Consider the following 21,072-nt stretch of genomic DNA (forward strand, 5'->3'; position numbering starts at 1 on the left):
TATAATAGACGAGTAGGTACTGCTTTTTAATTAGCAGTCCTACTCGTTTGTTGTCTCTTAAGTTGAGAGGAGCGTGAGAAGGTGAAACAATCACCTGATTTAGAAAATTTTTTAAAAACTTCTATCCAAAAAAATGTAACTATTGAGCGAAAACAACAAAACCAAACCATTTGGCACTGGCTACTGCTTATTTTATTTGGCTTGCTAACCTTTGGCTCACTGACACAGCAGTTACTCCTAATTGGCTTGTTTACACTTATTGCCGCTATTGTTAAAGGTCCCTTAATGCTCGTCTGGGGAACCATCTATTCGGCGTTAGTGGCTTTGTTTCCACCTTTCGCTTTAGTCCTATCTTTACTTTTTTTTATAATTAATTTAGGCACCGTTATGAAAAGTTGGCGTATTACTTTAACAAGTGCTTACTTTTATCTAGTTCCTTTAGGTTTTAGTCTCTTGAAAACGACCAACTGGGTATCAACGCCTTATTTCCTGACAGGCTTGGCTTTGTTAAGTATTTTAGGGCTGCATTTTATATTAGAGTGGCTCTATAAAAATAATAGCTTAGGCCGTTTACTCACGTGGCAAATTATCAGTGTCCCTTTTTCACTCTTACTGATCATTTTACCAAGTCGCCTAACGAAAGGCCGTTTTGGTAAAAAACGAATACCTAAAAAAGTGAAACTCTAAAATAGAAAAGCCTAGGAAAAATCGCAAATGATTTTTTCTAGGCTTTTCTTCGATTCTTTTAATTTAAAAATTCGTTGATTTTCGATTTTAGGACGTCGATAAAACTGGAGAAAGAGAGTTCATTTGTTTGTGAATATGTCCAATGAGCCAATAACAGAAAAACTAAAATAACCAGTATCGCAACCACTAAAAAGGTTCTAATTCTTGCCCTTCTTTTTCTACGTTGAACTGTTAGCCATGCTTGTTCCCTTACTCTCATAGCTTCTAAATAATACGGACGCCATTTAGGATCATTTTTTCGTTGCTCATAAAATTTAAATTTATGATAAGCCATCAAACTTCCCCCACATCAAATCACTTTTCTTCTAGTATACAAAAAAAGTAGTAAAGATAAAAGGTTACAATTCACCTTTTATCTTTACTACTTATGCTTTTATGCAATTCCTGCACCATTTGGCATTTCTTTTGGTGCTTCAACAATTTGAAGTTTCCCTTCTGGTGATTCAGCTGAAAGAATCATTCCTTGGCTAATTTGACCACGCATTTTTCTTGGTTTTAAGTTAGCCACAATGACTACTTTTTTGCCAATTAGCGCAGCTGGATCTGGATAAAATTCAGCAATACCTGAAAGAATTTGACGATGGTTTTCATCTCCAGCATCTAAACGGAATTGCAATAATTTATCTGCTCCTTTGACTTTTTTACAGTCAATAACTTCGGCAACTTTTAATTCCACTTTATCGAAATCATCGTACTTAATTTGTTTTTCTTTCGTTGAAACCAACGTTGTTTCTTCTGGATTCCATTTAATATCCTCTTCTGTAGCACTTTCGCTTTGGGACATTTTCTTTTGAATATACGTTACTTCTGTTTCAATTTCTAAACGTGGGAAAATAGGTGTTCCTTTACTTGTTACTGTTACGTCTGTTGGGAACTCACCAAAATGAATATTTTCCATGTTCATTGTTTCTGGATCTAAGCCTAATTGTTCGAAAATTTTCCCTGGTGTTTCTGTCATGACTGGTTGCAATAAGATTGCCACAATTCGTAAGCTTTCCGCTAAATGGATCATGACACTTTCTAATTCGTTGCGTTTCTCTTCTTCTTTAGCTAATACCCAAGGCGCTGTTTCATCAATATATTTATTGGCACGAGAAACTAGCGTCCAGATTTCTGCAATGGCCGTGTTAAATTCCATTTTTTCCATTGCTTCATGATATTTTCCAATAACATTCGCCGCAGTTGTCGATAGTTCACTATCAAATGGGGTAACTTTTGAAGCATAGGCTGGTACTTTGCCATCACAATATTTATTAATCATCGCAATTGTTCGATTCAACAAGTTTCCTAAGTCATTAGCTAAATCATAATTTAAGCGAGAAACGAAATCTTCTGGTGTAAAGACGCCATCACTACCAAATGGAATTGCTCGTAATAAATAGTAACGTAACGCATCTAGACCGTAGCGTTCTACTAACATTTCAGGGTAAACAACATTTCCTTTAGATTTAGACATTTTTCCGTCTTTCATCAATAACCAACCATGTCCAAAGACTTTTTTCGGTAATGGTAAATCCAAGGCCATTAACATAATTGGCCAATAAATCGTATGGAAACGCACGATTTCTTTCCCAACCATTTGCACGTTCGCAGGCCAATATTTTTGGAATAATGAATCATCTTCTGAACCATAACCTAGTGCTGTAATATAGTTTGATAACGCATCAATCCATACGTAAACCACATGTTTTGGATCATTTTTTAATGGAATTCCCCAAGAGAAAGTCGTTCTTGAAACGGCTAAATCTTCCAATCCTGGTTTGATAAAGTTATTTAGCATCTCATTTTTACGAGATTCTGGTTGAATAAATTCTGGATGTTCTTCGTAATATTGTACCAAGCGATCCGCATATTTACTCATGCGGAAGAAATAGGATTCTTCTTTAACTAATTCGACTTCGTGACCACTTGGTGCTTTCCCACCAATGACATTGCCTTCATCGTCACGATATACTTCAGCTAATTGTGTTTCAGTGAAAAATTCTTCATCAGAAACTGAATACCAACCTTCATATTCTCCAAGGTAGATATCTCCTTGTTCTACTAAACGGTCAAAAATTTGTTGCACGGCTGCCATGTGATAATCATCCGTTGTCCGAATAAATTTATCATAGCTGATATCTAATGTTTTCCATAATTTTTGAACATCTGCAGCCATTTTATCAACGTACTCTTTTGGTGTCACATTCAACTCAGCAGCTTTTTTTTCAATTTTTTGGCCATGTTCATCCACACCTGTTAAATAAAATACATCAAAACCCATTAAACGCTTGTAACGGGCCATTGCATCGCAGGCGATTGTTGTATATGAATTCCCAATATGTAACTTCCCACTTGGGTAATAAATTGGGGTGGTAATATAAAATGTTTCTTTCTGTGACATACAGAAAAAACCTCCTTTAGTCATTTTCCTAAACCCTCAGGATTTACTCCTAAACAGTATACCATAATTAGACATTATTAAACTATATTTCTTGTCGGTTTTCTCTTGAAAATGAAGAAAATGCCAGAAAGAAAAGAGAGAAACACCTGTCTATTTGACAAGTATTCCTCTCTTTTTTCGTTCATTTTTATTCTTTTGTCTCGAAACGAACGATACTATGGTGTCGTCCATAAAAGAAATAAATAGCCAAACCAATCACTACGGCTATGCCAAATACTTGCCAAGTAGCTAAAGACAATTGGAACATCAAAGCCGCGCAAACCACGATTGAAATTAATGGTAGAACCGGCACAAGTGGTACTTTAAATTCACCTGCTTGCGGTTCTCCTTTCATTGTCCGTAATTTGATAATTCCTAAAGCGAGAAACATCAGATAAAAGAGTGTCACGATATTTGTAAGTTCAGCCAACATCTCCATTGGAACAATCCCAGCAAAAACCATTGCTAAAAATCCAGCTACATAGGTTGCATTCTTAGGTGTGTGCCGCTTCTCATCGATTTTGCTCATAAACTGCGGCAATAATCCATCTTTACTAATCGCATAAATCACACGGGCTAAACTGTACATCATCGCAATCGTCACTGTTAATAAGGTTAAAATAGCACCAACTGAAATGATTGTCGCGATTGCGCCATGATTAATGAAGCGCATCGCAAAAGCCACCGGATCCTTGACCCCTAAATCCGTAAATGGAACAATCCCAGTTAAAACTAACGTAACAACAATATATAACAATGTTGAAATAATAATGGAACCAATAATCCCTTTTGGAATATCTTTTTTCGGATTCTTCACTTCCTCCGCGGCCATGCTGACCGCATCAAACCCTAGAAAGGCAAAGAAAACTAAAGCAGCACCACTGAAAACGCCTGAAAAACCATAAGGAATAAATGGTTGCCAGTTCGTTGGTTTCACATAAAAGATTCCCACGAGAACAAATAATAAAATAATCCCAAACTTCACGAAAACCATTAAGTTATTTAAACGTAACGCTGTTTTCGCTTCTAAAGATACCCAAAAAGTTACGGCTACAACGACCAACATGGCAATCAAATCAATATATGTACCATTTGTTGGATTATAAGCGCCACTTAACGCTTGCGGTAAAGAAAAACCTAAGCTATCCAAAAAGCCATGAACATAGCCTGACCAACCTGAAGCAACGGATGAAACCGCCAAGAAAAACTCACAAATAATCATCCAACCAGTCATCCAAGCCACAATTTCTCCAAAGACCACATACATGTAGGCATACGGCCCACCAATGACCGGAATACGTGATGCAAATTCTGCATAGCATAAACCAGATAAAATAATCGCGGCTGCTGCTACCAGAAATGATAAGACGAGCCCTGGACCTGCATAGCGTTCCGCTGCGACACCTGTCACAACAAAAATCCCTGTTCCTACTACAGCCCCAATTCCTAGAAAAATTAAGTCCATCGTCTTAAGATTTTTTTTCATTCCACCACTATCATTGACAGGCACAGTGATTTCTTTTTTTCTGAAAATAGACATGTGTTTACCCCCGTAAAAAAAATAAGCGTAAATAAACTATTTACGCTTTCATATACCCTAAAAGAATACCACCTAGAATAACAAAAATGCAACCAAAAATAACATAAAACATTTCTTTTTTTGATTTTCTTTCGCCTAAAAGGAAGATGCCCCCAAGAGTCGAAATAATAATCCCCATTTGTGATAAAGAGAAGCTAATAGCTAAGCCAATTTCACGCATGGTTAATAACATACAAATATTTCCTAAGCCCCAAAGCAGACCCGTCGTCATATTCATCCAAACAAAACGATCAACTTTGACTTTTTTGAAGGCAAAGAAACTAGCCCCCACTAACATACCAATACTTTGTGGCAAAATAATTCCCCACGGATCTAAACCAGTGGCATTAATAATGATGGTATAGACACCATACCCAACTGTTGAGAAAATCAACGCCCGAATCCCTTTATTAAAATCTAACATACTGTTTGAGGTTTTCGGTTGACTATCATCATCTTGTCGAGCTGTTAAATACACCCCAAAAACTAAAAAGGCTAAAGCGATAAAGCCCACAACAAAGTCTTTTGTTTTTGTCCATTCATGGAAAAAAACAGCCCCTGCAACGGTATTAACAACTAACTGCATCCCAGTTGAAATTGGTAAGCCAACTGAAACGCCCATATATTTCATGCTATGAAATTGTTGATTCTGTCCCAAACTCCAGAATAAACCAGATATAAATCCAACAATTAATGTGGCTGTCGTCAACGTAGGCTGGATGACAAAAAAGACAACAATTGAAAATAGTAATGCGCCGATTGTCATACCTAACGTTTGTTGATTGGCGCTTCCACCAATTTTACCGCTGACTAAACCAATACTGCCCCACGCAATCATGGGCACTAAAGCGATAAGTAAACTCATAATATTCTCCTAACAAATTTATTTCATTTCATTCTAACAATAAAAACGTTTTCTAAACAACTAAGAAGAGTAAGAGAAGTTAGCAAGAAAGTTTTAATAAATAAAAAAAGGCCTATCACCTCTTTAATTTGCTGATAGACCTACTTTTTATTTCACTTCATTATAATAACTGAGGGAAGGGAAAAACAATGTCATCGTCGTACCTTGCCCTTCTGTCGATTCGACTGTTAAATCATGACCTAACTTTTTCGCTAAGCTATGGGCCAAATACAGGCCAAGACCAGTCGAATGCTGTTCACTTTTCCGCCCGTTTTCACCAGTAAATCCTTTATCGAAAATGCGTCGTTGATCTTGCATCGGAATGCCAATCCCAGAATCTTTTAAAGATAAATAAATACCTTGTTTATTTTTGGAAATTAGGACCGTAATCGTGCCGCCTTCTGGCGTATACTTGACTGCATTACTTAATAATTGGCGGAAAATAAAAATGACCCATTTTCGGTCGGTTAAAACCGCTTCATCTTCCCCTTCAATTGAGAATTGCAATCTTTTTTGGATAAAATAATTTGCTTGCGTACGAACAACAGATTGCACAATTTCTTTTAAAGAATATTCTTGGAGTAAATAATCTCGAGAAAAGCTGTCCAGTCTAGCATAATATAGGACTTGCTCGACATATTCATCAATTTTACCTAACTCATTTTCCAATAGATAATATTTTTTCTCTGGAATATCATCTTCGACAGATTGTACCAGTAACGTGATAGCCGCTAGGGGGACTTTGATTTCATGAACCCAAGAGTCAATGTAATCTTTTTGGTCCTGTTGGTTGTTAATTGCTTGCTGCATGGTTTGTTGGTGCTCTTGCAATAAACCGTTAATATACGTTTGGACAAGTAGTTCTTCTTCTTTTTCTGCTGTATTCAAATATTCTTGTAAAGAAGGCGGCTCTTTTTCCGTTGCCAACGAAAGCCACCACTTACGTTTTAAATAATAATCAATTGTTAAAAATAGCGATAAAAAAACACTTTGCAGTAAAAAGATATAGCCAACCACTGTCCAATCTAAGCGGACATTAGGAGCCAACCATAAAATAAAACAAGTTAAGAACAGAAAAAATAACCAACCAATTAGTAATAACCAGCGATCTTTTAAATACTTTAGAATGGTCATTGTCTACTCCTATCTAGGGCACCATATAACCGACGCCCACTTTGGTTTCAATATAGCCAGCAATCCCTGCTTGCTCAATTTTTTTTCGTAAACGATTGATATTTACCGTCAGCGTATTGTCATCCACAAAACGTTCATCGTCCCATAAAGCGCGCAATAGTTTTTCACGTGTTAAAATTTTTCCGTGCTTTTTCATTAAAAGATACAGTAATCGGTATTCATTTTTACTTAAATCGATCATTTCACCTCTGATTTCCATTCGTCCATTGTCCACATTTAAAGTAATGCCATTATGTGAAAGCACTTCACTATCCGTATCGGAATAGTTATAAGAGCGGCGCAACAAAGCATTGATTTTAGCAATTAAAACATCTATCTGGAACGGTTTTGTGACAAAATCATCCGCGCCCATGTTCATCGCCATAATCATATCCATATTGGTACTACGACTCGAAATAAAAATAATTGGTACTTTAGAAACTTCACGAATTTTTTGACACCAATAGTACCCATCGTAAACAGGTAAATTAATATCCATCAAGACTAATTGAGGATTCTCCTCTTGAAAATCATCCAATACATCATTAAAATCGGTTGTTCCAATCGTTTCAAATTGCCATTTTTGTAATTCCTCGCTAATTAATTCTCGAATGGTTGTTTCATCTTCGACAATCATGATTTTAGCCATGCAATCCCACCTCTTTTATTTCTAAATTTTCATCTTTCTTATCCTAACAAACTTCATTCTTTTTGGATATAGGACTTTATGATGATTTTTACACTATTTCAAAAATAGGCGCTAATAATTCCCATTCTGATAACATGATGAATTTACCAACGAAAGCAAAAATACCATCTAATAATAACACAGACATATTAATTCCTAATATAATAGAAGCTTTTTCGACAATTGGCATGGACTTTTTATTTTTCAAAATAAGATATAAAACAAAGTTTGTTCCATAAGTAAAAACTGTTAACAACACAATTAACTCAATCATTTTACCACTTCCTATTTTGGACTTTTCATTTTTCCTTCAATAATTGCTACTCTTAATTATAGCATAATCTTATAAAAAAATCGGCAGAGTCCTAACCCTTAAGATAAACAACAGAATAGAAGTGGCTTCTTTGAAACTCGCAAGAATCGAGCCTTTTTTAAGAGTTGAAGGTCTTGATCCTTAAAAGACAAGTCCTTCAACTCTAGTATGTTCCATGTATTGGAATTGATACCAACGTAACGAAGTGTAGTGGATCAGACAACCTCAGTTTTTCTAATGATTATATTTGTCATACACTTCTTTTAACTGGTTTAAATCTATTTTTTTCATTTGGTACAATTTTTTGGTCACTTCATTTGCTCTAGCTGGATTTGAGTCAGATAAATAACGTTTCAGTTCAGGATTGCCTGTTTGCCAACTGACTCCAAATTGATCTTCCATCCAGCCACACGGCCATTCTTTCCCTTTAGCAGTCACTTGTTGCCATAGCCGATCTATTTCCTCCTGATTTTCACAATCAATATAAATGGAGAAGGCCATGGTAAAATCAAAATCATGTTTATCTCGTGCATCCATTACTCGAAACGGTTGCTCCTGTAATGTGAAAAGTGCTTGCGCAATGTTCCCATCTTCATATTCAACTTTTTCAATTATTTCGCCTGGACCGAAAATCGCCAACCATTCTGATAGAGCTTTGGCTGCTTCGCCATATTTTTCATTAGCAAACATAAAGGTTGGTACAATTGTTTGTTCTTTTCCTGAAAAAGACACTTGCCAAGAGACACCAAATTTGTCCACTACCCAACCATATAAAGGACTAAAAGGATATTCCCCAAAAGGCATCAATATCTGTCCATCTGCTGTTAAATTTTTCCACAACGTTTCTGTTTGTGGTAATGTTGTACATTCAACAAAAAATGAACTAGCTGGCGTAAAGGAAAATTCTGGTCCGCCATTTAAACCAATGATTGTTTGGTTCGCCAAGGTAAATTCAATGGTCATTAATGATGTTCCTTGAGGTTGATGCTCCTCATTAACGTAGTTCGTTTTACTTAGAATCGCACCTTTTTCAAAGATTGTTGTATAGAAGTTAGTAGCTTCTTCCGCTTGTGTGTTAAACCATAAACATGGTGAAAATTTAGGCATTGTGGTTCCCTCCTTCGTTTTCTTTAGTGTAGTCAAAGATTGATAAATAAACAAAGAGAACGTTTTAGTATTTATTCATTTCCGTCTGATAGAATCGATAAATTGCTTGTTTTACTTCTTGAAGCAAGGAGGATTTTAAATGTCCCCGTGTCAAAAAATAAAAGGAACGCCAATACTTTTCACCTAACGTTTGGAAAGGAATTTTTTCAGTAATCGCCTTTCTTGAAAGCAACGATTGCCCCATGCCCAATTCCAACATTTTAACAATCATTTCATTATTTTTAACCGTCATGAGTGTTGGGCTTTGATTACTTTCTTCTAAATACTGTTGGGTATAATGAAAGACCCCAGAATCCTTTTCACGTACCAACCAATTCTGATTGGCAGGGTCCCCAGCTAAAACCAATTGATCCTGAATAATTTCTTCACGAGAGGCGCCTTTCGTAATTAATGGTTTTTCGATAAAGCCAAAATCAACTTGATGTTTTTCAACTTTTTCCACTACTTCTTCTGAATTGTTCATTTCTAAAACAAAATTGATCGTTGCATACTGTGTCTGTAAATGCTGCATCAGTTGCGGCAAATAATAAACTGCAAAAGTATTAGACGCAGCAATTCGGCAAGTTTCTTTAGGTAATCTCGCCTGATGAAGAGCTGTTAATGTTTCTTGCCAATCATCAGCTAAATTTAGCAAACGATTATACAAGACTTCTGCTTGCCTAGTAGGGACTACATCTTGTCGACCATTTCTTAAAAACAATGAACAGCCTAATTCTTCTTCTAATTGTTTGATTTGATTAGAAACGGCTGGTTGTGAGATATATAGGCAGGTAGCTGCTTTGGAAAAGTTCATTTGCTCATACACAATTTGAAAAGTCTTTAATAATTTAAACATAGGTATCCTTTCGATAACTTTTTATTATAAATATTATTTTAACTATTTATTTCTCAAATGTAAAAAATTTCGTTATACTGGAAGTAATGAACAAGAAAGAGAGATTTTTTCAATGAAAAATTCAGAAAATGATTATATCCAATCTTTATTCCAAATTCTTCCCGGCTTGCTAACAGCTTTCCTTGTCGCCTGCCTTAGCAAGTTTCTTGCCATCTGGTTACCTAGCTTAGGCGCCGCAACGATAGCTATTTTACTAGGAATCTTTTTGGGAAATATCTTTGTTCGCGGTGCCAATTTAAATCGCGGAACCAAAGTAGCCGAAAGTAAATTACTAGAATTTTCTGTTGTTTTATTGGGAACCACCGTGACCTTTCAAACGATTGCCCAAATTGGCTTACAAGGTGTCGCATTTATTCTCATTCAAATGTCGCTGACCATTATTTTTGCCTATTTGATCGGTAAAAAACTGGCTTTTTCTGATAATATGTCTTTATTGATGGCTGGTGGTAATGCCGTTTGTGGGTCTTCTGCTATTGCTTCGATTGCTCCAGCAATTCAAGCAGATGAGGAAGAAAAAGGCCAAATCATTACTTTAGTAAACTTATTAGGAACCGTTTTAATGTTGACCTTACCCATTTTAAGTGGGATTCTCTATGGTACCAATTTGTTGGCTCGTAGCGCACTAATCGGAGGGACTTTACAATCAGTTGGTCAGGTTGTCGCCAGTGCCAATATGGTCAATGAGAACGCAGTTCAACTTGCGATGCTCTTTAAAATTATGCGGATTGTCCTACTCGTAGCAGTTGTCTATTTATTTGGACGTTTCAAGCAAAGTAAGACGGCAGAATCAGAAGCTGAGTTGGTAAAAGTCACCAAAAAAAGCAGCGCCCTACCTTGGTATGTAGTTGGCTTTTTCATTGCCTGTGTCTTTAATAGTTTGATTCATTTCCCCGTCGTAATCAGTGAGACTGCTCATTTCTTTAGTTCTTGGTTTGAAATTACTGCCTTGGCAGCAATCGGGTTACGACTCGATTTTAAAAAGTTTTTCCAAGAAGGCAAACGTTTCTTAATCTATGGTTTATCAGTAGGAACTGTTCAATTCGTCCTAGCCATTTTGTTGTTGGCACTGTTACAGTTCTAATAAAAAAGTTTGACGTTAACACGTCAAACTTTTTTATTTCAGCTTATTCATGCTATTATGAATAAGGTTTTATTAACTTAAAGGAGTTTTTCGATGTTATTTAGTATTAAAAAAAGCGAATGGTTAGGCAATGAACGAAATGATCTCTTTGCCGGTCTCGTTTCTTCTGTCGCCATTTTACCAGAAGTAATCGGGTTTGCGATTATTGCTGGTGTTCACCCGCTTTCTGCAGTGTTTGCTTCAGCTGTTACTTTACTTGTGATTACTTTTACGGGCGGCCGTCCGGCAATGGTTTCGGCGTCTGCTGGCTCAATGGCCTTAGTCCTTGCAGGCTTAATTCAAGCACATGGTTTGTCATACATGCTTGCTGCGACTATTTTAACAGGCTTTCTACAATTTATTTTAGGTTATTTAGGTATCCATAAATTAATGCGCTTTATTCCCAAGACAGTGATGTACGGATTCGTCAATGCGTTAGCCATTTTAATTTTCATGGCGCAAGTACAACAATTGCCTCATCAAACACTGTGGTCCTACGGCATGATTATCTGTAGTATCTTACTTATTTATCTATTACCTAAGTTTATTACAATTGTGCCTCCTGCTTTAATTGTTATTTTATTCATGACTATCCTGTCCTATTTTTTAAAAGGTCATTTGCAAACGGTAGGTGATCTTGGTGAAATGAGTCAGTTTCATCCAGCGATCCGTTGGCCTAATGTACCCGTCAACTTAGAAACGTTGTGGATTATTTTACCTAGCTCTGTTGCCTTAGCAATGGTCGGGTTAATTGAATCTTTATTGACGATCCCCATTGTGGACAAAATGACAGCGAGCCAAAGTGATAGCCAACGAGAAGTTAAGGCGCAAGGACTCGCTAATATAATTACCGGCTTTTTTGGTGGCCAAGCTGGCTGTGCGATGATCGGGCAAGCGGTCATTAATGTTAAATCTGGAGGACGAAAACGGCTTTCTACTTTGATTTCAGGTATTACCCTCCTTCTATTCATTTTTGTTTTTAAATCCGTGATGGTAGCCATTCCTACAGCTGCATTGATTGGGATCATGATGACAGTGGCAGTCGACACCTTTGATTGGGAAAGTTTGCAGCTTTTCCGAACTTTTGAAATTACTGAAATTGTTATTTTACTCGTGACAGTGGGTGTGATCGTCTATACGCATAATTTAGCGATTGGAATTATTCTAGGTGTTCTTTTAAGTGGTCTTCTTTATCATTTTTTCAAAAAAGAACCAAAAAAAAGTTGCTAGCTTTAGCAACTTTTTTTATTTTTCCCAATATTTCTTCAACGCTTCTTTTTCTATTTTCTTAATGAACGCATCTTTGCCATCCATATATTTATCAATGCTATCGGGGTGTGCTTGGGCCAATTGCTTTTTTAATGTACCATAGGTTGTAGCAATTGCCGGATTTTCTCGTAAATAATTTCGAAAAGCAAGATGGCGCAAAATTTCTTGCGTATTGTCAAACTGATAAATATGCACATGATGTGTTCTTTTTATCGGGCCTTTTCGTAAATAACGACGTCCTGATAGCCCAAATTCCCCCATATATTCATAACCGATTCTTTCAAATTCCCCTTGTAGCAGGTCTACTTTTTCAATTTCTTCAACAATGACCAAAAAATCAATAATTGGTTTGGCTGCTAAATTAGGCACAGATGTGCTACCGATATGTTCAACTTTAAGACAATTTTCCTTTAGAATCTGTTTCAACGCTTGGGCTTCTTCTTCAAACTGTTCCACCCAGGCTGGTTGGTATTCAGTAACGATTACCCGCATGATTTCTTCCCTCTTTTCTATATCCGTTTCATATGTAAAATAGGAAACGGATTTCCTTGAGGATCTTCCTTTGATTCACCAATTACTTGAAACCCTTGAGATTGATAGAACTTCACAGCCCCTTCATTTTGTTTATTGGCATCAACAAAGACAATTGATTCTTGCTCTATTAACTTTTTGATAATTTCTCCACCATAGCCTTTACGAAAATAGACTGGGTCAATAAATAACATTTCCAACGTTTGTTGATTTGTTCCACTAAAGCCCACACATTTCTGTTCTTCATTTAACCACATACTTAATTGAACTTGTTGAAAATAATCAGGTAAAACTACTTCGATTTTATCAATATCTGCCTGACTCAAAAACAAATGGGTAGCTTCTACTGAAGAACGCCATAGAGAAATTAATTGAGGATAATCGGTTTTTTTTACTTCTTTTTGGTTCAGCATTTTTAATTCCTCCCTATCTAATAAACAAAGTATACCACATTTTGTCTCTCTCAATTCCATAAAAAATAGTCAAATCAACCGTGTTTTTTCTGTCGATTTGACTGTCTCTCTCTATTAACTCTGATGGCTAAACAAGTAAACTAATCAAAGCCACGATAGCTAAACCGCCTTGTGTTAAAATGATTTTTTTATCACTAGTTAAGCTACCGTACGCCGCCACTAAAATAATATAAATCAATAAAAATTTTGTCATCTCCATCGTTGCTTGCGCAAAATAGACACTATAAATAAGTCCTGCACCGATTAGTCCATTATAGATTCCTTGATTTTTAAACAATGTAGTGACTGATTTTCTTTGTAACTCTTGCTTATCCATTTTAAAAACACGGCTTGTTGTCTCAGATGTTGGTACAATCGTTTCTAAATACATAATGTAGAAAAATTCTACAGCCACCAAGGTTACTAAAATTGTTGAAATTAATGTCATCTGCTCCCTCCTCCCATTCCTTTGAACGAAGTAATTTTATGTAATTTTTGCTATGATGTAAATAGATATGCCTAGCCTTAACGAAAGGAAGAAACCTATGACTTTTCAAGAAACTATTAGCGCCTATATCCAAGAACGTTATCATATAACGCCCGATTTTCCTTTTAAAAAACACCCAGACTATCTCGTCTTTCGTCATCCTAGAAATGCAAAATGGTTTGCTTTAATTATGCCACTGGATGCACAACTGCTCGGCGCTACCGAGAATAAGCAGCTCACTATTTTAACCGTTAAACTTGCGCCTGAATTGATTGCCTTATTAAAGAACCAACCTGGCTATTTTCCTGCCTATCATATGAATAAAGAGCATTGGTTAAGTCTTTCTGAAGAAATTCCGCTCTCACAAGTTTTTTCATTTATAGATGAAAGTTACCAACGGAGTTATTAAAAAAACACCCTACTCAAGGAGTAGGGTGTGAAAGATTATTTAAGCTTATTTGCTTAAAGCGTCTTTTGCTTGTTCAGCTAACGCTGTAAATGCTGCTGCATCGTTAACGGCTAAGTCAGCTAACATTTTGCGGTTGATATCAATCTCTGCCAATTTCAAACCGTGCATTAATTTAGAATAGCTTAAGCCATTCATGCGAGCTGCCGCGTTGATACGTGCAATCCATAATTTACGGAAGTCACGTTTCTTTTGACGACGGTCTCTGAATGCATAGTAATAAGAGTTCATTACTTGTTCTTTTGCTGATTTAAATAAAGTATGTTTTGATCCGTAGTAGCCTTTCGCTAACTTAAGGACTTTTTTACGACGTTTACGGGTTACTGTTCCACCTTTAACACGTGCCATGTTGAATTCCTCCTAATATCTTGTTTCTCTTGACGGTAATCTAAAAGTCACCGAGTTGTTTTATTTCATTCTTGCTAATTGTTGGCGGATACGTTTGTAATCGCCTTTTGCAACCATGCTTGCTTTACGCAATTGACGGCGTTGTTTTTTAGTTTTACCGTGGAAACGGTGAGATGTAAAGGCACGGCCACGTTTTAAGCCGCCTCCACCAGTACGTTTTACACGTTTTGCTAATCCGCGGTGTGTTTTTTGTTTTGGCATGACTAATTTTCCTCCTCAAAATCTTTGCTTCAAGTGAAAGACTCTAACAGTCACAACTGTCGAATATCCTTCTTGTAGAAATTACCAAAAGTCCGAATGCTCGGTCTCTTCGTTTACTTGTCGTTTTTCGGTGCCAGCGTTAGAAACATGCTGCGTCCGTCCATTTTCGCTTTTTGTTCCACTGTGGCGATGTCCGCAGTTTCTTCAGCTAAGCGATCAAGAACTTTCTGACCAATCTCTTTATGGGTAATGGCACGGCCTTTGAAACGGATAGAAGCTTTCACTTTGTCTCCTTTTTCTAAGAACTTACGCGCATTACGAAGTTTTGTATTGAAGTCATTTACGTCAATTGTTGGACTTAAACGAACTTCTTTGACGTTGATCACTTTTTGTTTCTTGCGAGCTTCACGCTCTTTCTTTTGTTGTTCGAAACGGAATTTTCCATAATCCATAATTCGCGCAACTGGTGGTTTCGCTCCTGGCGCTACAAGTACTAAATCCAAGTTTGCAGATTCAGCGATTTGTAATGCTTCTGCTTTGGTTTTTACACCTAATTGTTCACCATCTTGTCCGATCAAACGTAACTCGCGTGCACGAATGCCGTCGTTAACCATCATATCCTTTGCTATGGTCATTCACCTCCAAAATTTTTAAGAGAAAATCCTAACGGAAGTCTGCTTTGTTTGCTAAATGCAATAAAAAAACAGGTTCCTATCCAGAACCCGCCAACAGTCTGCCTTACTTAAAAAAATAAGGAATACTTTATCTAGCCCAGCGATATACTCAACTAAGGCGAGAAGCGGGTGCTTCTGCTTTCATTTCTCAACTTCACTAGTTTACCTTAGTTTATCCTAGTTGTCAATATATTTCCTCAAAAAAAAACGAATCTAGCACTAGATTCGTTTGAACTCGTATTTTGATCATTAATAATTAGTGGACTGTCCCAATGTGACTTCCTAGAAACAAATGGTTCAACACATGGTGTACATTTTCTATCCCCTAGGCGATCCCTGTAGTCCCTACAGTTCTTCTATTTATAAGGTTTCTCGTTTAGACAAGCCACGTTCTAAGATTTTTTGGCTTCTAAGATACTCTGAATTTTCTGTACTTTCAGAAAAAGACAACTCTGTTTCTATCTCCTCTGACTCAATACAAATGAGTTCTTTGCCATACCATTGTGCTTTATACAACAGTTTAGCTAAAAATAAAGACCAAGCCAGTTCAGAACGATCATGTTTTGGCGGCCGTTCATTACTGTGATGGGCTTTTTCAATACAAATAACATCGTAACTTGAAACCAATTCCGTTGTAATTTTGTTTAAAATATCCGTTCGTTGGTTGGCTATTTTTTCGCGAATTTTTGCGACTTTTATTTTTTGTTTTTGATAATTTTTTGCTTGCGAAAGATCGACACCTTTTTCTAAAGCAATCATTTTACGCTTGTTTAATTTTCGTTCTTCTTGACGTAGTTTTTGCTTTAAATGCTTTGAACAATAGCTTTTTTCGAAGCTTTCACCATTCGAAAGCAGCGCAAATTTTTCCCTACTGCTACAAATTCCCACCATTTTTTGTTGCTTTGTTTTCGTTTCAATCGGCGCTTCACATAAAATGGAAACATAATAATTGTGACTCGCACTCATAGAAATAGTTACAGATTTTATCTCCCCCAGCGGTTGGCGGTGTACCTTCATTTTAATTAAAGATTTCAATTTAGGTACCTTCAAATAACGATTATCCAAAATTTTGACCGTGCCATGTTGATTGTTCGTAGTGTAGGAATGCACCGTTTCTTTCTTTTTCTTTTTTGGAAAGCCCATCCCTTTTTCCCGATAAAAATTTTTAAAGGCTCGATCCAAATAAACTTGTGCATTTGCCAAGGCTAAACTATCAACTTCTCTGAGGACAGGGTATTGTTTCTTATATTTAGCTGGCGTTGGCATTTTAAACGTTTGTTGAGGATTTTTTCGCATCTCTTTGTAGATATCAATCCGGTCTTGTAACATTAAATTATACACCAAGCGAACACAAGAAAATGTTTTTTGAATAAACTCTTCTTGTTTTGAGGTTGGATAAAGTCTGTATTTATAAGCTTTCAGAGCCTTCATCTCATAACCACCCTACCAAGATAGTTAGAAAAGAAGCTGGTTATAAACCAGCTTTTCTTTTCTTCTCTTCAATTTTTTCACGGTACATTGCAACTTCGTCTTCAGCACAATAAACATAGTGTCCATTGAGAATTTCACGGAGCTCACGATCTTTTCCATCTGCCGCTGCAGGCTGGTAAACGATCCGTTTACGTGTGCGTTCATAGTCTGGATCTGGTAATGGAATCGCAGAAAGTAAACTTTCTGTATAAGGATGAACGCCGAAATTATAGACATCATCACTTGTGCCCATTTCCAATAATTTCCCACTGTGCATTACGCCAATTCGGTCACTGATATGTTTTACCATCGATAAGTCATGTGCGATAAACAAGTAAGTTAAGCCTTGTTCTTTTTGTAAATCTTGTAATAAGTTTACTACTTGAGCTTGAATCGACACATCCAAAGCCGAAATTGGCTCATCACAGATAATGAAACGTGGATTAACCGCTAAAGCACGAGCAATCCCGATCCGTTGACGTTGCCCACCAGAAAACTCATGAGGATAACGCGTACTGTGACTTGGATTTAAGCCCACCGTTTTTAAAAGTTCATTGACTTTTTCTTCCCGCTCTTTTGGTGTTTTAGCTAATCCATTGACATCGATTCCTTCAGCAATAATATCATTGACTTTCATTCTTGGATTCAATGAAGCATATGGATCTTGGAAGATCATTTGAACATCGCGGCGGAATGCTTGCATGTCCGCTTTTGATTTAATTTTGCTAATGTCTTTTCCATCGAAAAGAATTTCACCAGCAGTTGGATCATATAAACGAATGACACTGCGACCAGTTGTTGATTTTCCACTTCCTGATTCGCCAACTAATCCAAAGGTTTCGCCTTCATAAATATGAAAACTAATGTCATCAATGGCTTTTACTTCGTCTTTACGACCAACATTGAAATACTGTTTCAAACCAGTGACTTCTAATAAGACTTTTTTCTCTTCTGCCATTAATTACTACCTCCTGGATTTTTTTGACGCTCTGCATAAATTGCCCAACGACGAACAATCTCTGCTGGAGGCGTAACTTTTGGTGCTTGTGGTGCTAATAACCATGTTGCTGCTTTGTGGGTTGGTGATACTTCAAAATAAGGTGGTTCTTTTTCTGTATCAATTTTTAAAGCAAACTCATTCCGTGGATAGAAGGCATCTCCAGTTGGTGGATCTAATAAATCTGGAGGTGAACCTGGAATCGCATAAAGTTTGTCTTCTGTTCCTTCCATCGTTGGCATTGACCCTAAAAGTCCCCAAGTATATGGATGTTGTGGATTATAGAAAATTTCTTCTGCTGTTCCCACTTCAACCAGACGTCCACCGTACATGACAGCGACACGGTCAGCCACGTTCGCTACTACCCCTAAATCATGGGTAATGAAAATAATCGAAGTGCTAATTTTTTCTTGTAAGTCTTTTAATAACTCTAAAATTTGTGCTTGGATGGTTACATCCAACGCTGTAGTTGGTTCATCTGCAATTAGAACTTCGGGATAACAAATTAAAGCAATTGCAATGACAATCCGTTGACGTTGCCCACCAGAAAATTGGTGCGGATAGTTTTTCAAACGTTTTTCAGCATTAGGAATGCCGACTAATTTTAGTAATTCTAATGCTTGCGCTAAGCCTTCTTTTTTTGAGACTTTATTATGTTTGATTAATGATTCCGCCACTTGTTTGCCAATTGGCATCGTTGGGTCTAATGAAGTCATCGGATCTTGGAAAATCATTGCGATTTCTTTACCACGAATGGCTTGCATTTGTTTTTCTGTTTTATGAACAATATCTTGCCCTTTAAACAAAATTTCCCCGTTATCAATATTGGCATTACTGCTCAACAAACGCATAATACTGCGGGTTGTAACAGATTTACCACTCCCTGATTCACCTACGATGGCTAACGTTTCACCTTTATAAAGATCAAAACTCACACCACGAATGGCGTTGACTTTACCTGCAAATGTATCAAAGGAGATTCTTAAGTCTTTAACTTCTAATACTTTTTCCATAGTCATTCACCACTCTTACTCTTTCATCTTAGGATCAAATGCGTCACGTAAACCATCAGCTAACAAGTTGAAACAAATCATGATAACTGAAAGTGTTGCCGCTGGAATCCACATTAAATATGGAAGGAAACGGAAAGTTTTGTATCCTTCGTTTAACAAGGTTCCTAAAGATGCGGTTGGTGGACGTAAGCCTAACCCAATAAAACTTAGGAACGCTTCAAAGAAAATTGCCGATGGGATACTGAACATCATTTGGACAATAATGACACTTGAGATATTCGGTAAAATATGTTTAATAGCAATTTTCCAACGAGATTCGCCCAATGTTTCTGCTGCCATGACAAACTCTTGGTCTTTTAGTTTCATGGTCTGGGCTCGCACAATCCTGGCCATTGATATCCAGTTTGTAATAACCATGGCTAAAACAATCGAAACAATCCCTGGATCAAAGACTGTTAGCATCAAGATCATAACAACTAAGTTAGGAATACCAGAAAGAACTTCTAAAATACGTTGCATTACTGTATCGACACGACCGCCGACTAACCCAGAAATCAGTCCATACGTTACCCCAATCGTAATATCTAGAATTGCCGCGATAAACGCAATTAATAAGGAAATACGTGTTCCCATAAATAAACGACTTAGGACATCACGACCTAAACCATCTGTTCCTAGATAAAAGTTTACGTTATCTGGAACGTTTGCTTGTGCATATTTATCAACTAATTGACCAGCAACTGTTGTTTTACCATTTAAACCATTCACGCTTTCCAAGCCAGGAATTCGTGGTGGTAAGTTAATGTAAGAAACATTTTGTTTCGTTGGGTTATGTGGTGAAACCCAAATGGTAATAATAGAGATAAAGATAATAACTGCTAAGAAACTCATTGAGATAACTGCAGCTTTATTCTTTTTCAAACGACGCCATGAGTCTTGTAAGAAACTTAAAGACGGTGTGGCAATACGCTCTCTTTCTTTTAGAGTTGAAGTGTTTAGAGGCTGAAACTCATCTGCCGGAATATCTTTAATCGCTTGTGGTAGATTATTTTTATTGACTGTTTCCATTAGCCTTTTGCACCTCCTGATACGCGAATTCTTGGATCAATTAAACCATAAAGTAAGTCAACAATCAGAATTACAACAACTAACATTGTTGAATACAAAATAGTTACTGCCATAATTGTTGGATAGTCGTTTGTCATAATTGATTTTACAAACTGTTCCCCAATTCCAGGGATGGCAAAAATATTTTCTACTACTAAAGAGCCTGTCATTAAACCAACGGCTAAAGGTCCTAATAAGGTAATCAATGGAATTAAACTGTTTCTTAACCCGTGGCGGAATGCAACTTGCCAGCGACTCAAGCCTTTTGCTTTGGCTAATTCGACATAATCACTATGCAAGACCTCTACCATCTCGGTTCGAATAAACCTAGCCGAATCGGCCATTGGACTCATTGCCAAGGCAATAGTTGGTAAAATTGTGTAGGCAAAACCATTCCACATAGCAATTGGTAAGATTCTTAATTTCATTGCAAAAATGTATTGTAATAATACCGCGAAAACAAAGTTTGGAATAGAACGACCTAAAATGGCTAACAATGTTGCCAACGTATCTACCCAAGTATTTTGACGCATCGCTGCGATAATCCCCAATAAAATACCGACTAACGTACCAAAGATAATCGCTTGTCCTCCCAGTTGAAGGGACGGCCCAATTCGACCAGCTAATAACTTAGCAACAGGTTGGTTTTTAAATTGGAATGAAATACCAAAGTCTCCTGTTACCAGGTTCTTTAAGTAAATTCCGTATTGAACAATCACTGGTTTATCTAAGCCAGATTGTTTATTCAACATAGCGATTGTTTCTGGACTAAGTTTTTCTTGGTTGGTATAAGGCGTACCTGGTAATAATTGCATTAAGAAAAACGTAATCGTTGCGATTAACCACAAAGTGATAATCATGAAAAAGATCCGTTTAAGAAAATATTTTCCAAAACTATTCAATAATGACACCTCCGAGATTTTTTTGACTTCCTCAGTTATTTTCGTTAAAGTAATGACTAGATAGACCACAATAATAGATAGGGTGAA

Annotated in this window: 24 protein-coding genes and 1 other annotated feature; of the genes, 4 read left to right on the forward strand and 20 right to left on the reverse strand. The window is 36.9% G+C overall.

The window, feature by feature from the left end; translation table 11 throughout:
- Positions 1–81: 81 nt before the first annotated feature.
- A complete protein-coding gene (locus IGL80_RS10385) occupies positions 82–687 on the forward strand; it encodes a hypothetical protein (RefSeq protein ID WP_002391492.1) in 606 nt (201 codons plus the stop codon).
- A gap of 58 nt (positions 688–745) precedes the next feature.
- On the opposite strand, the gene IGL80_RS10390 is transcribed toward IGL80_RS10385, so the two are convergent.
- The 9 genes from IGL80_RS10390 to IGL80_RS10430 form a co-directional block, all read right to left on the reverse strand.
- Positions 746–1,021 (reverse strand): hypothetical protein, encoded by a 276-nt coding sequence (locus IGL80_RS10390; RefSeq protein WP_002358843.1) that lies wholly within the window; start codon positions 1,019–1,021, stop codon positions 746–748.
- Between the two features lie 99 nt (positions 1,022–1,120).
- The gene (gene metG / locus IGL80_RS10395) at positions 1,121–3,130 is read right to left on the reverse strand and encodes a methionine--tRNA ligase (protein WP_002355813.1); all 2,010 of its coding nucleotides are present in this window, start codon (positions 3,128–3,130) and stop codon (positions 1,121–1,123) included.
- Positions 3,131–3,317: 187 nt separating this feature from the next.
- The gene (locus IGL80_RS10400; RefSeq protein ID WP_002355812.1) at positions 3,318–4,709 is read right to left on the reverse strand and encodes an amino acid permease; all 1,392 of its coding nucleotides are present in this window, start codon (positions 4,707–4,709) and stop codon (positions 3,318–3,320) included.
- A 40-nt stretch (positions 4,710–4,749) separates the two neighbouring features.
- On the reverse strand, positions 4,750–5,613 hold the full coding sequence (locus IGL80_RS10405) for a GRP family sugar transporter (RefSeq protein ID WP_002355811.1): 864 nt from the start codon (positions 5,611–5,613) through the stop codon (positions 4,750–4,752).
- Between the two features lie 147 nt (positions 5,614–5,760).
- Entirely contained in the window at positions 5,761–6,786 is a 1,026-nt protein-coding gene (sapS, locus tag IGL80_RS10410) for a two-component system sensor histidine kinase SapS (RefSeq protein ID WP_002358842.1), read from the reverse strand.
- 13 nt (positions 6,787–6,799) lie between these two features.
- Positions 6,800–7,474, reverse strand: a complete 675-nt coding sequence (sapR, locus tag IGL80_RS10415) for a two-component system response regulator SapR (RefSeq protein ID WP_002358841.1) — start codon at positions 7,472–7,474, stop codon at positions 6,800–6,802.
- A gap of 88 nt (positions 7,475–7,562) precedes the next feature.
- Positions 7,563–7,787, reverse strand: coding sequence for a hypothetical protein (locus tag IGL80_RS10420; protein WP_002368169.1), 225 nt, complete (start codon positions 7,785–7,787; stop codon positions 7,563–7,565).
- A gap of 273 nt (positions 7,788–8,060) precedes the next feature.
- On the reverse strand, positions 8,061–8,933 hold the full coding sequence (locus tag IGL80_RS10425) for a VOC family protein (protein WP_002358840.1): 873 nt from the start codon (positions 8,931–8,933) through the stop codon (positions 8,061–8,063).
- Positions 8,934–8,997: 64 nt separating this feature from the next.
- Positions 8,998–9,828, reverse strand: a complete 831-nt coding sequence (locus IGL80_RS10430; RefSeq protein ID WP_002358839.1) for a LysR family transcriptional regulator — start codon at positions 9,826–9,828, stop codon at positions 8,998–9,000.
- 112 nt (positions 9,829–9,940) lie between these two features.
- Between IGL80_RS10430 and IGL80_RS10435 the strand changes: the two genes are divergently transcribed.
- Together IGL80_RS10435 and IGL80_RS10440 are read left to right on the forward strand one after the other, a co-directional pair.
- A complete protein-coding gene (locus IGL80_RS10435) occupies positions 9,941–10,969 on the forward strand; it encodes a YeiH family protein (RefSeq protein WP_002358838.1) in 1,029 nt (342 codons plus the stop codon).
- A gap of 93 nt (positions 10,970–11,062) precedes the next feature.
- Positions 11,063–12,238, forward strand: a complete 1,176-nt coding sequence (locus IGL80_RS10440) for a SulP family inorganic anion transporter (RefSeq protein ID WP_002358831.1) — start codon at positions 11,063–11,065, stop codon at positions 12,236–12,238.
- Between the two features lie 15 nt (positions 12,239–12,253).
- Here the strand turns inward: IGL80_RS10440 and IGL80_RS10445 are convergent, their stop codons facing one another.
- The 3 genes from IGL80_RS10445 to IGL80_RS10455 all read right to left on the reverse strand — a co-directional run bounded on the left by IGL80_RS10445 (position 12,254) and on the right by IGL80_RS10455 (position 13,708).
- The gene (locus IGL80_RS10445; RefSeq protein WP_002361365.1) at positions 12,254–12,769 is read right to left on the reverse strand and encodes a GrpB family protein; all 516 of its coding nucleotides are present in this window, start codon (positions 12,767–12,769) and stop codon (positions 12,254–12,256) included.
- A 17-nt stretch (positions 12,770–12,786) separates the two neighbouring features.
- The gene (locus IGL80_RS10450; protein ID WP_002368164.1) at positions 12,787–13,281 is read right to left on the reverse strand and encodes a GNAT family N-acetyltransferase; all 495 of its coding nucleotides are present in this window, start codon (positions 13,279–13,281) and stop codon (positions 12,787–12,789) included.
- 67 nt (positions 13,282–13,348) lie between these two features.
- Entirely contained in the window at positions 13,349–13,708 is a 360-nt protein-coding gene (locus IGL80_RS10455; protein ID WP_002358829.1) for a DUF1304 domain-containing protein, read from the reverse strand.
- 67 nt (positions 13,709–13,775) lie between these two features.
- On the opposite strand from IGL80_RS10455, the gene IGL80_RS10460 reads away from it, so the two are divergent.
- Positions 13,776–14,156, forward strand: a complete 381-nt coding sequence (locus IGL80_RS10460) for an MmcQ/YjbR family DNA-binding protein (RefSeq protein WP_002425711.1) — start codon at positions 13,776–13,778, stop codon at positions 14,154–14,156.
- Between the two features lie 45 nt (positions 14,157–14,201).
- On the opposite strand, the gene rplT is transcribed toward IGL80_RS10460, so the two are convergent.
- The 8 genes from rplT to opp1B form a co-directional block, all read right to left on the reverse strand.
- Positions 14,202–14,561, reverse strand: a complete 360-nt coding sequence (rplT, locus tag IGL80_RS10465) for a 50S ribosomal protein L20 (RefSeq protein ID WP_002355799.1) — start codon at positions 14,559–14,561, stop codon at positions 14,202–14,204.
- Positions 14,562–14,621: 60 nt separating this feature from the next.
- The gene (gene rpmI / locus IGL80_RS10470; RefSeq protein WP_002355798.1) at positions 14,622–14,822 is read right to left on the reverse strand and encodes a 50S ribosomal protein L35; all 201 of its coding nucleotides are present in this window, start codon (positions 14,820–14,822) and stop codon (positions 14,622–14,624) included.
- Between the two features lie 113 nt (positions 14,823–14,935).
- On the reverse strand, positions 14,936–15,457 hold the full coding sequence (gene infC, locus IGL80_RS10475) for a translation initiation factor IF-3 (protein WP_002355797.1): 522 nt from the start codon (positions 15,455–15,457) through the stop codon (positions 14,936–14,938).
- Between the two features lie 54 nt (positions 15,458–15,511).
- Positions 15,512–15,643, reverse strand: a sequence feature (ribosomal protein L20 leader region).
- Between the two features lie 213 nt (positions 15,644–15,856).
- Complete coding sequence (locus IGL80_RS10480; protein ID WP_002355796.1) at positions 15,857–16,927, reverse strand: RNA-guided endonuclease TnpB family protein; 1,071 nt, start codon at positions 16,925–16,927, stop codon at positions 15,857–15,859.
- 40 nt (positions 16,928–16,967) lie between these two features.
- Positions 16,968–17,924, reverse strand: coding sequence for an oligopeptide ABC transporter ATP-binding protein Opp1F (gene opp1F, locus IGL80_RS10485; protein ID WP_002355795.1), 957 nt, complete (start codon positions 17,922–17,924; stop codon positions 16,968–16,970).
- Complete coding sequence (gene opp1D, locus IGL80_RS10490) at positions 17,924–18,982, reverse strand: oligopeptide ABC transporter ATP-binding protein Opp1D (RefSeq protein WP_002355794.1); 1,059 nt, start codon at positions 18,980–18,982, stop codon at positions 17,924–17,926. The genes opp1F and opp1D overlap by 1 nt, the downstream gene beginning before the upstream one ends.
- A 9-nt stretch (positions 18,983–18,991) precedes the next feature.
- Positions 18,992–20,044 (reverse strand): oligopeptide ABC transporter permease Opp1C, encoded by a 1,053-nt coding sequence (gene opp1C, locus IGL80_RS10495; protein ID WP_002355787.1) that lies wholly within the window; start codon positions 20,042–20,044, stop codon positions 18,992–18,994.
- The gene (gene opp1B / locus IGL80_RS10500; protein ID WP_002381304.1) at positions 20,044–20,985 is read right to left on the reverse strand and encodes an oligopeptide ABC transporter permease Opp1B; all 942 of its coding nucleotides are present in this window, start codon (positions 20,983–20,985) and stop codon (positions 20,044–20,046) included. Before opp1B ends, opp1C begins: the two co-directional genes overlap by 1 nt.
- Positions 20,986–21,072 lie beyond the last annotated feature (87 nt).

The organism is Enterococcus sp. DIV2467a (genome assembly GCF_050532945.1).
Classification (GTDB): domain Bacteria; phylum Bacillota; class Bacilli; order Lactobacillales; family Enterococcaceae; genus Enterococcus; species Enterococcus faecalis.

Coding starts and splice junctions, on each gene's coding strand:
- IGL80_RS10455 (WP_002358829.1), bottom strand. CDS start 13,708: ATGACATTAATTTCAACAATTTTAGTAACCTTGGTGGCTGTAGAATTT.
- IGL80_RS10435 (WP_002358838.1), top strand. CDS start 9,941: ATGAAAAATTCAGAAAATGATTATATCCAATCTTTATTCCAAATTCTT.
- IGL80_RS10405 (WP_002355811.1), bottom strand. CDS start 5,613: ATGAGTTTACTTATCGCTTTAGTGCCCATGATTGCGTGGGGCAGTATT.
- opp1C (WP_002355787.1), bottom strand. CDS start 20,044: ATGGAAACAGTCAATAAAAATAATCTACCACAAGCGATTAAAGATATT.
- IGL80_RS10430 (WP_002358839.1), bottom strand. CDS start 9,828: ATGTTTAAATTATTAAAGACTTTTCAAATTGTGTATGAGCAAATGAAC.
- IGL80_RS10400 (WP_002355812.1), bottom strand. CDS start 4,709: ATGTCTATTTTCAGAAAAAAAGAAATCACTGTGCCTGTCAATGATAGT.
- rpmI (WP_002355798.1), bottom strand. CDS start 14,822: ATGCCAAAACAAAAAACACACCGCGGATTAGCAAAACGTGTAAAACGT.
- rplT (WP_002355799.1), bottom strand. CDS start 14,561: ATGGCACGTGTTAAAGGTGGAACAGTAACCCGTAAACGTCGTAAAAAA.
- IGL80_RS10420 (WP_002368169.1), bottom strand. CDS start 7,787: ATGATTGAGTTAATTGTGTTGTTAACAGTTTTTACTTATGGAACAAAC.
- IGL80_RS10425 (WP_002358840.1), bottom strand. CDS start 8,933: ATGCCTAAATTTTCACCATGTTTATGGTTTAACACACAAGCGGAAGAA.
- metG (WP_002355813.1), bottom strand. CDS start 3,130: ATGTCACAGAAAGAAACATTTTATATTACCACCCCAATTTATTACCCA.
- sapR (WP_002358841.1), bottom strand. CDS start 7,474: ATGGCTAAAATCATGATTGTCGAAGATGAAACAACCATTCGAGAATTA.
- IGL80_RS10445 (WP_002361365.1), bottom strand. CDS start 12,769: ATGCGGGTAATCGTTACTGAATACCAACCAGCCTGGGTGGAACAGTTT.
- infC (WP_002355797.1), bottom strand. CDS start 15,457: ATGACCATAGCAAAGGATATGATGGTTAACGACGGCATTCGTGCACGC.
- IGL80_RS10450 (WP_002368164.1), bottom strand. CDS start 13,281: ATGGAATTGAGAGAGACAAAATGTGGTATACTTTGTTTATTAGATAGG.
- IGL80_RS10480 (WP_002355796.1), bottom strand. CDS start 16,927: ATGAAGGCTCTGAAAGCTTATAAATACAGACTTTATCCAACCTCAAAA.
- opp1F (WP_002355795.1), bottom strand. CDS start 17,924: ATGGCAGAAGAGAAAAAAGTCTTATTAGAAGTCACTGGTTTGAAACAG.
- opp1D (WP_002355794.1), bottom strand. CDS start 18,982: ATGACTATGGAAAAAGTATTAGAAGTTAAAGACTTAAGAATCTCCTTT.
- IGL80_RS10460 (WP_002425711.1), top strand. CDS start 13,776: ATGCCTAGCCTTAACGAAAGGAAGAAACCTATGACTTTTCAAGAAACT.
- IGL80_RS10440 (WP_002358831.1), top strand. CDS start 11,063: ATGTTATTTAGTATTAAAAAAAGCGAATGGTTAGGCAATGAACGAAAT.
- IGL80_RS10390 (WP_002358843.1), bottom strand. CDS start 1,021: ATGGCTTATCATAAATTTAAATTTTATGAGCAACGAAAAAATGATCCT.
- sapS (WP_002358842.1), bottom strand. CDS start 6,786: ATGACCATTCTAAAGTATTTAAAAGATCGCTGGTTATTACTAATTGGT.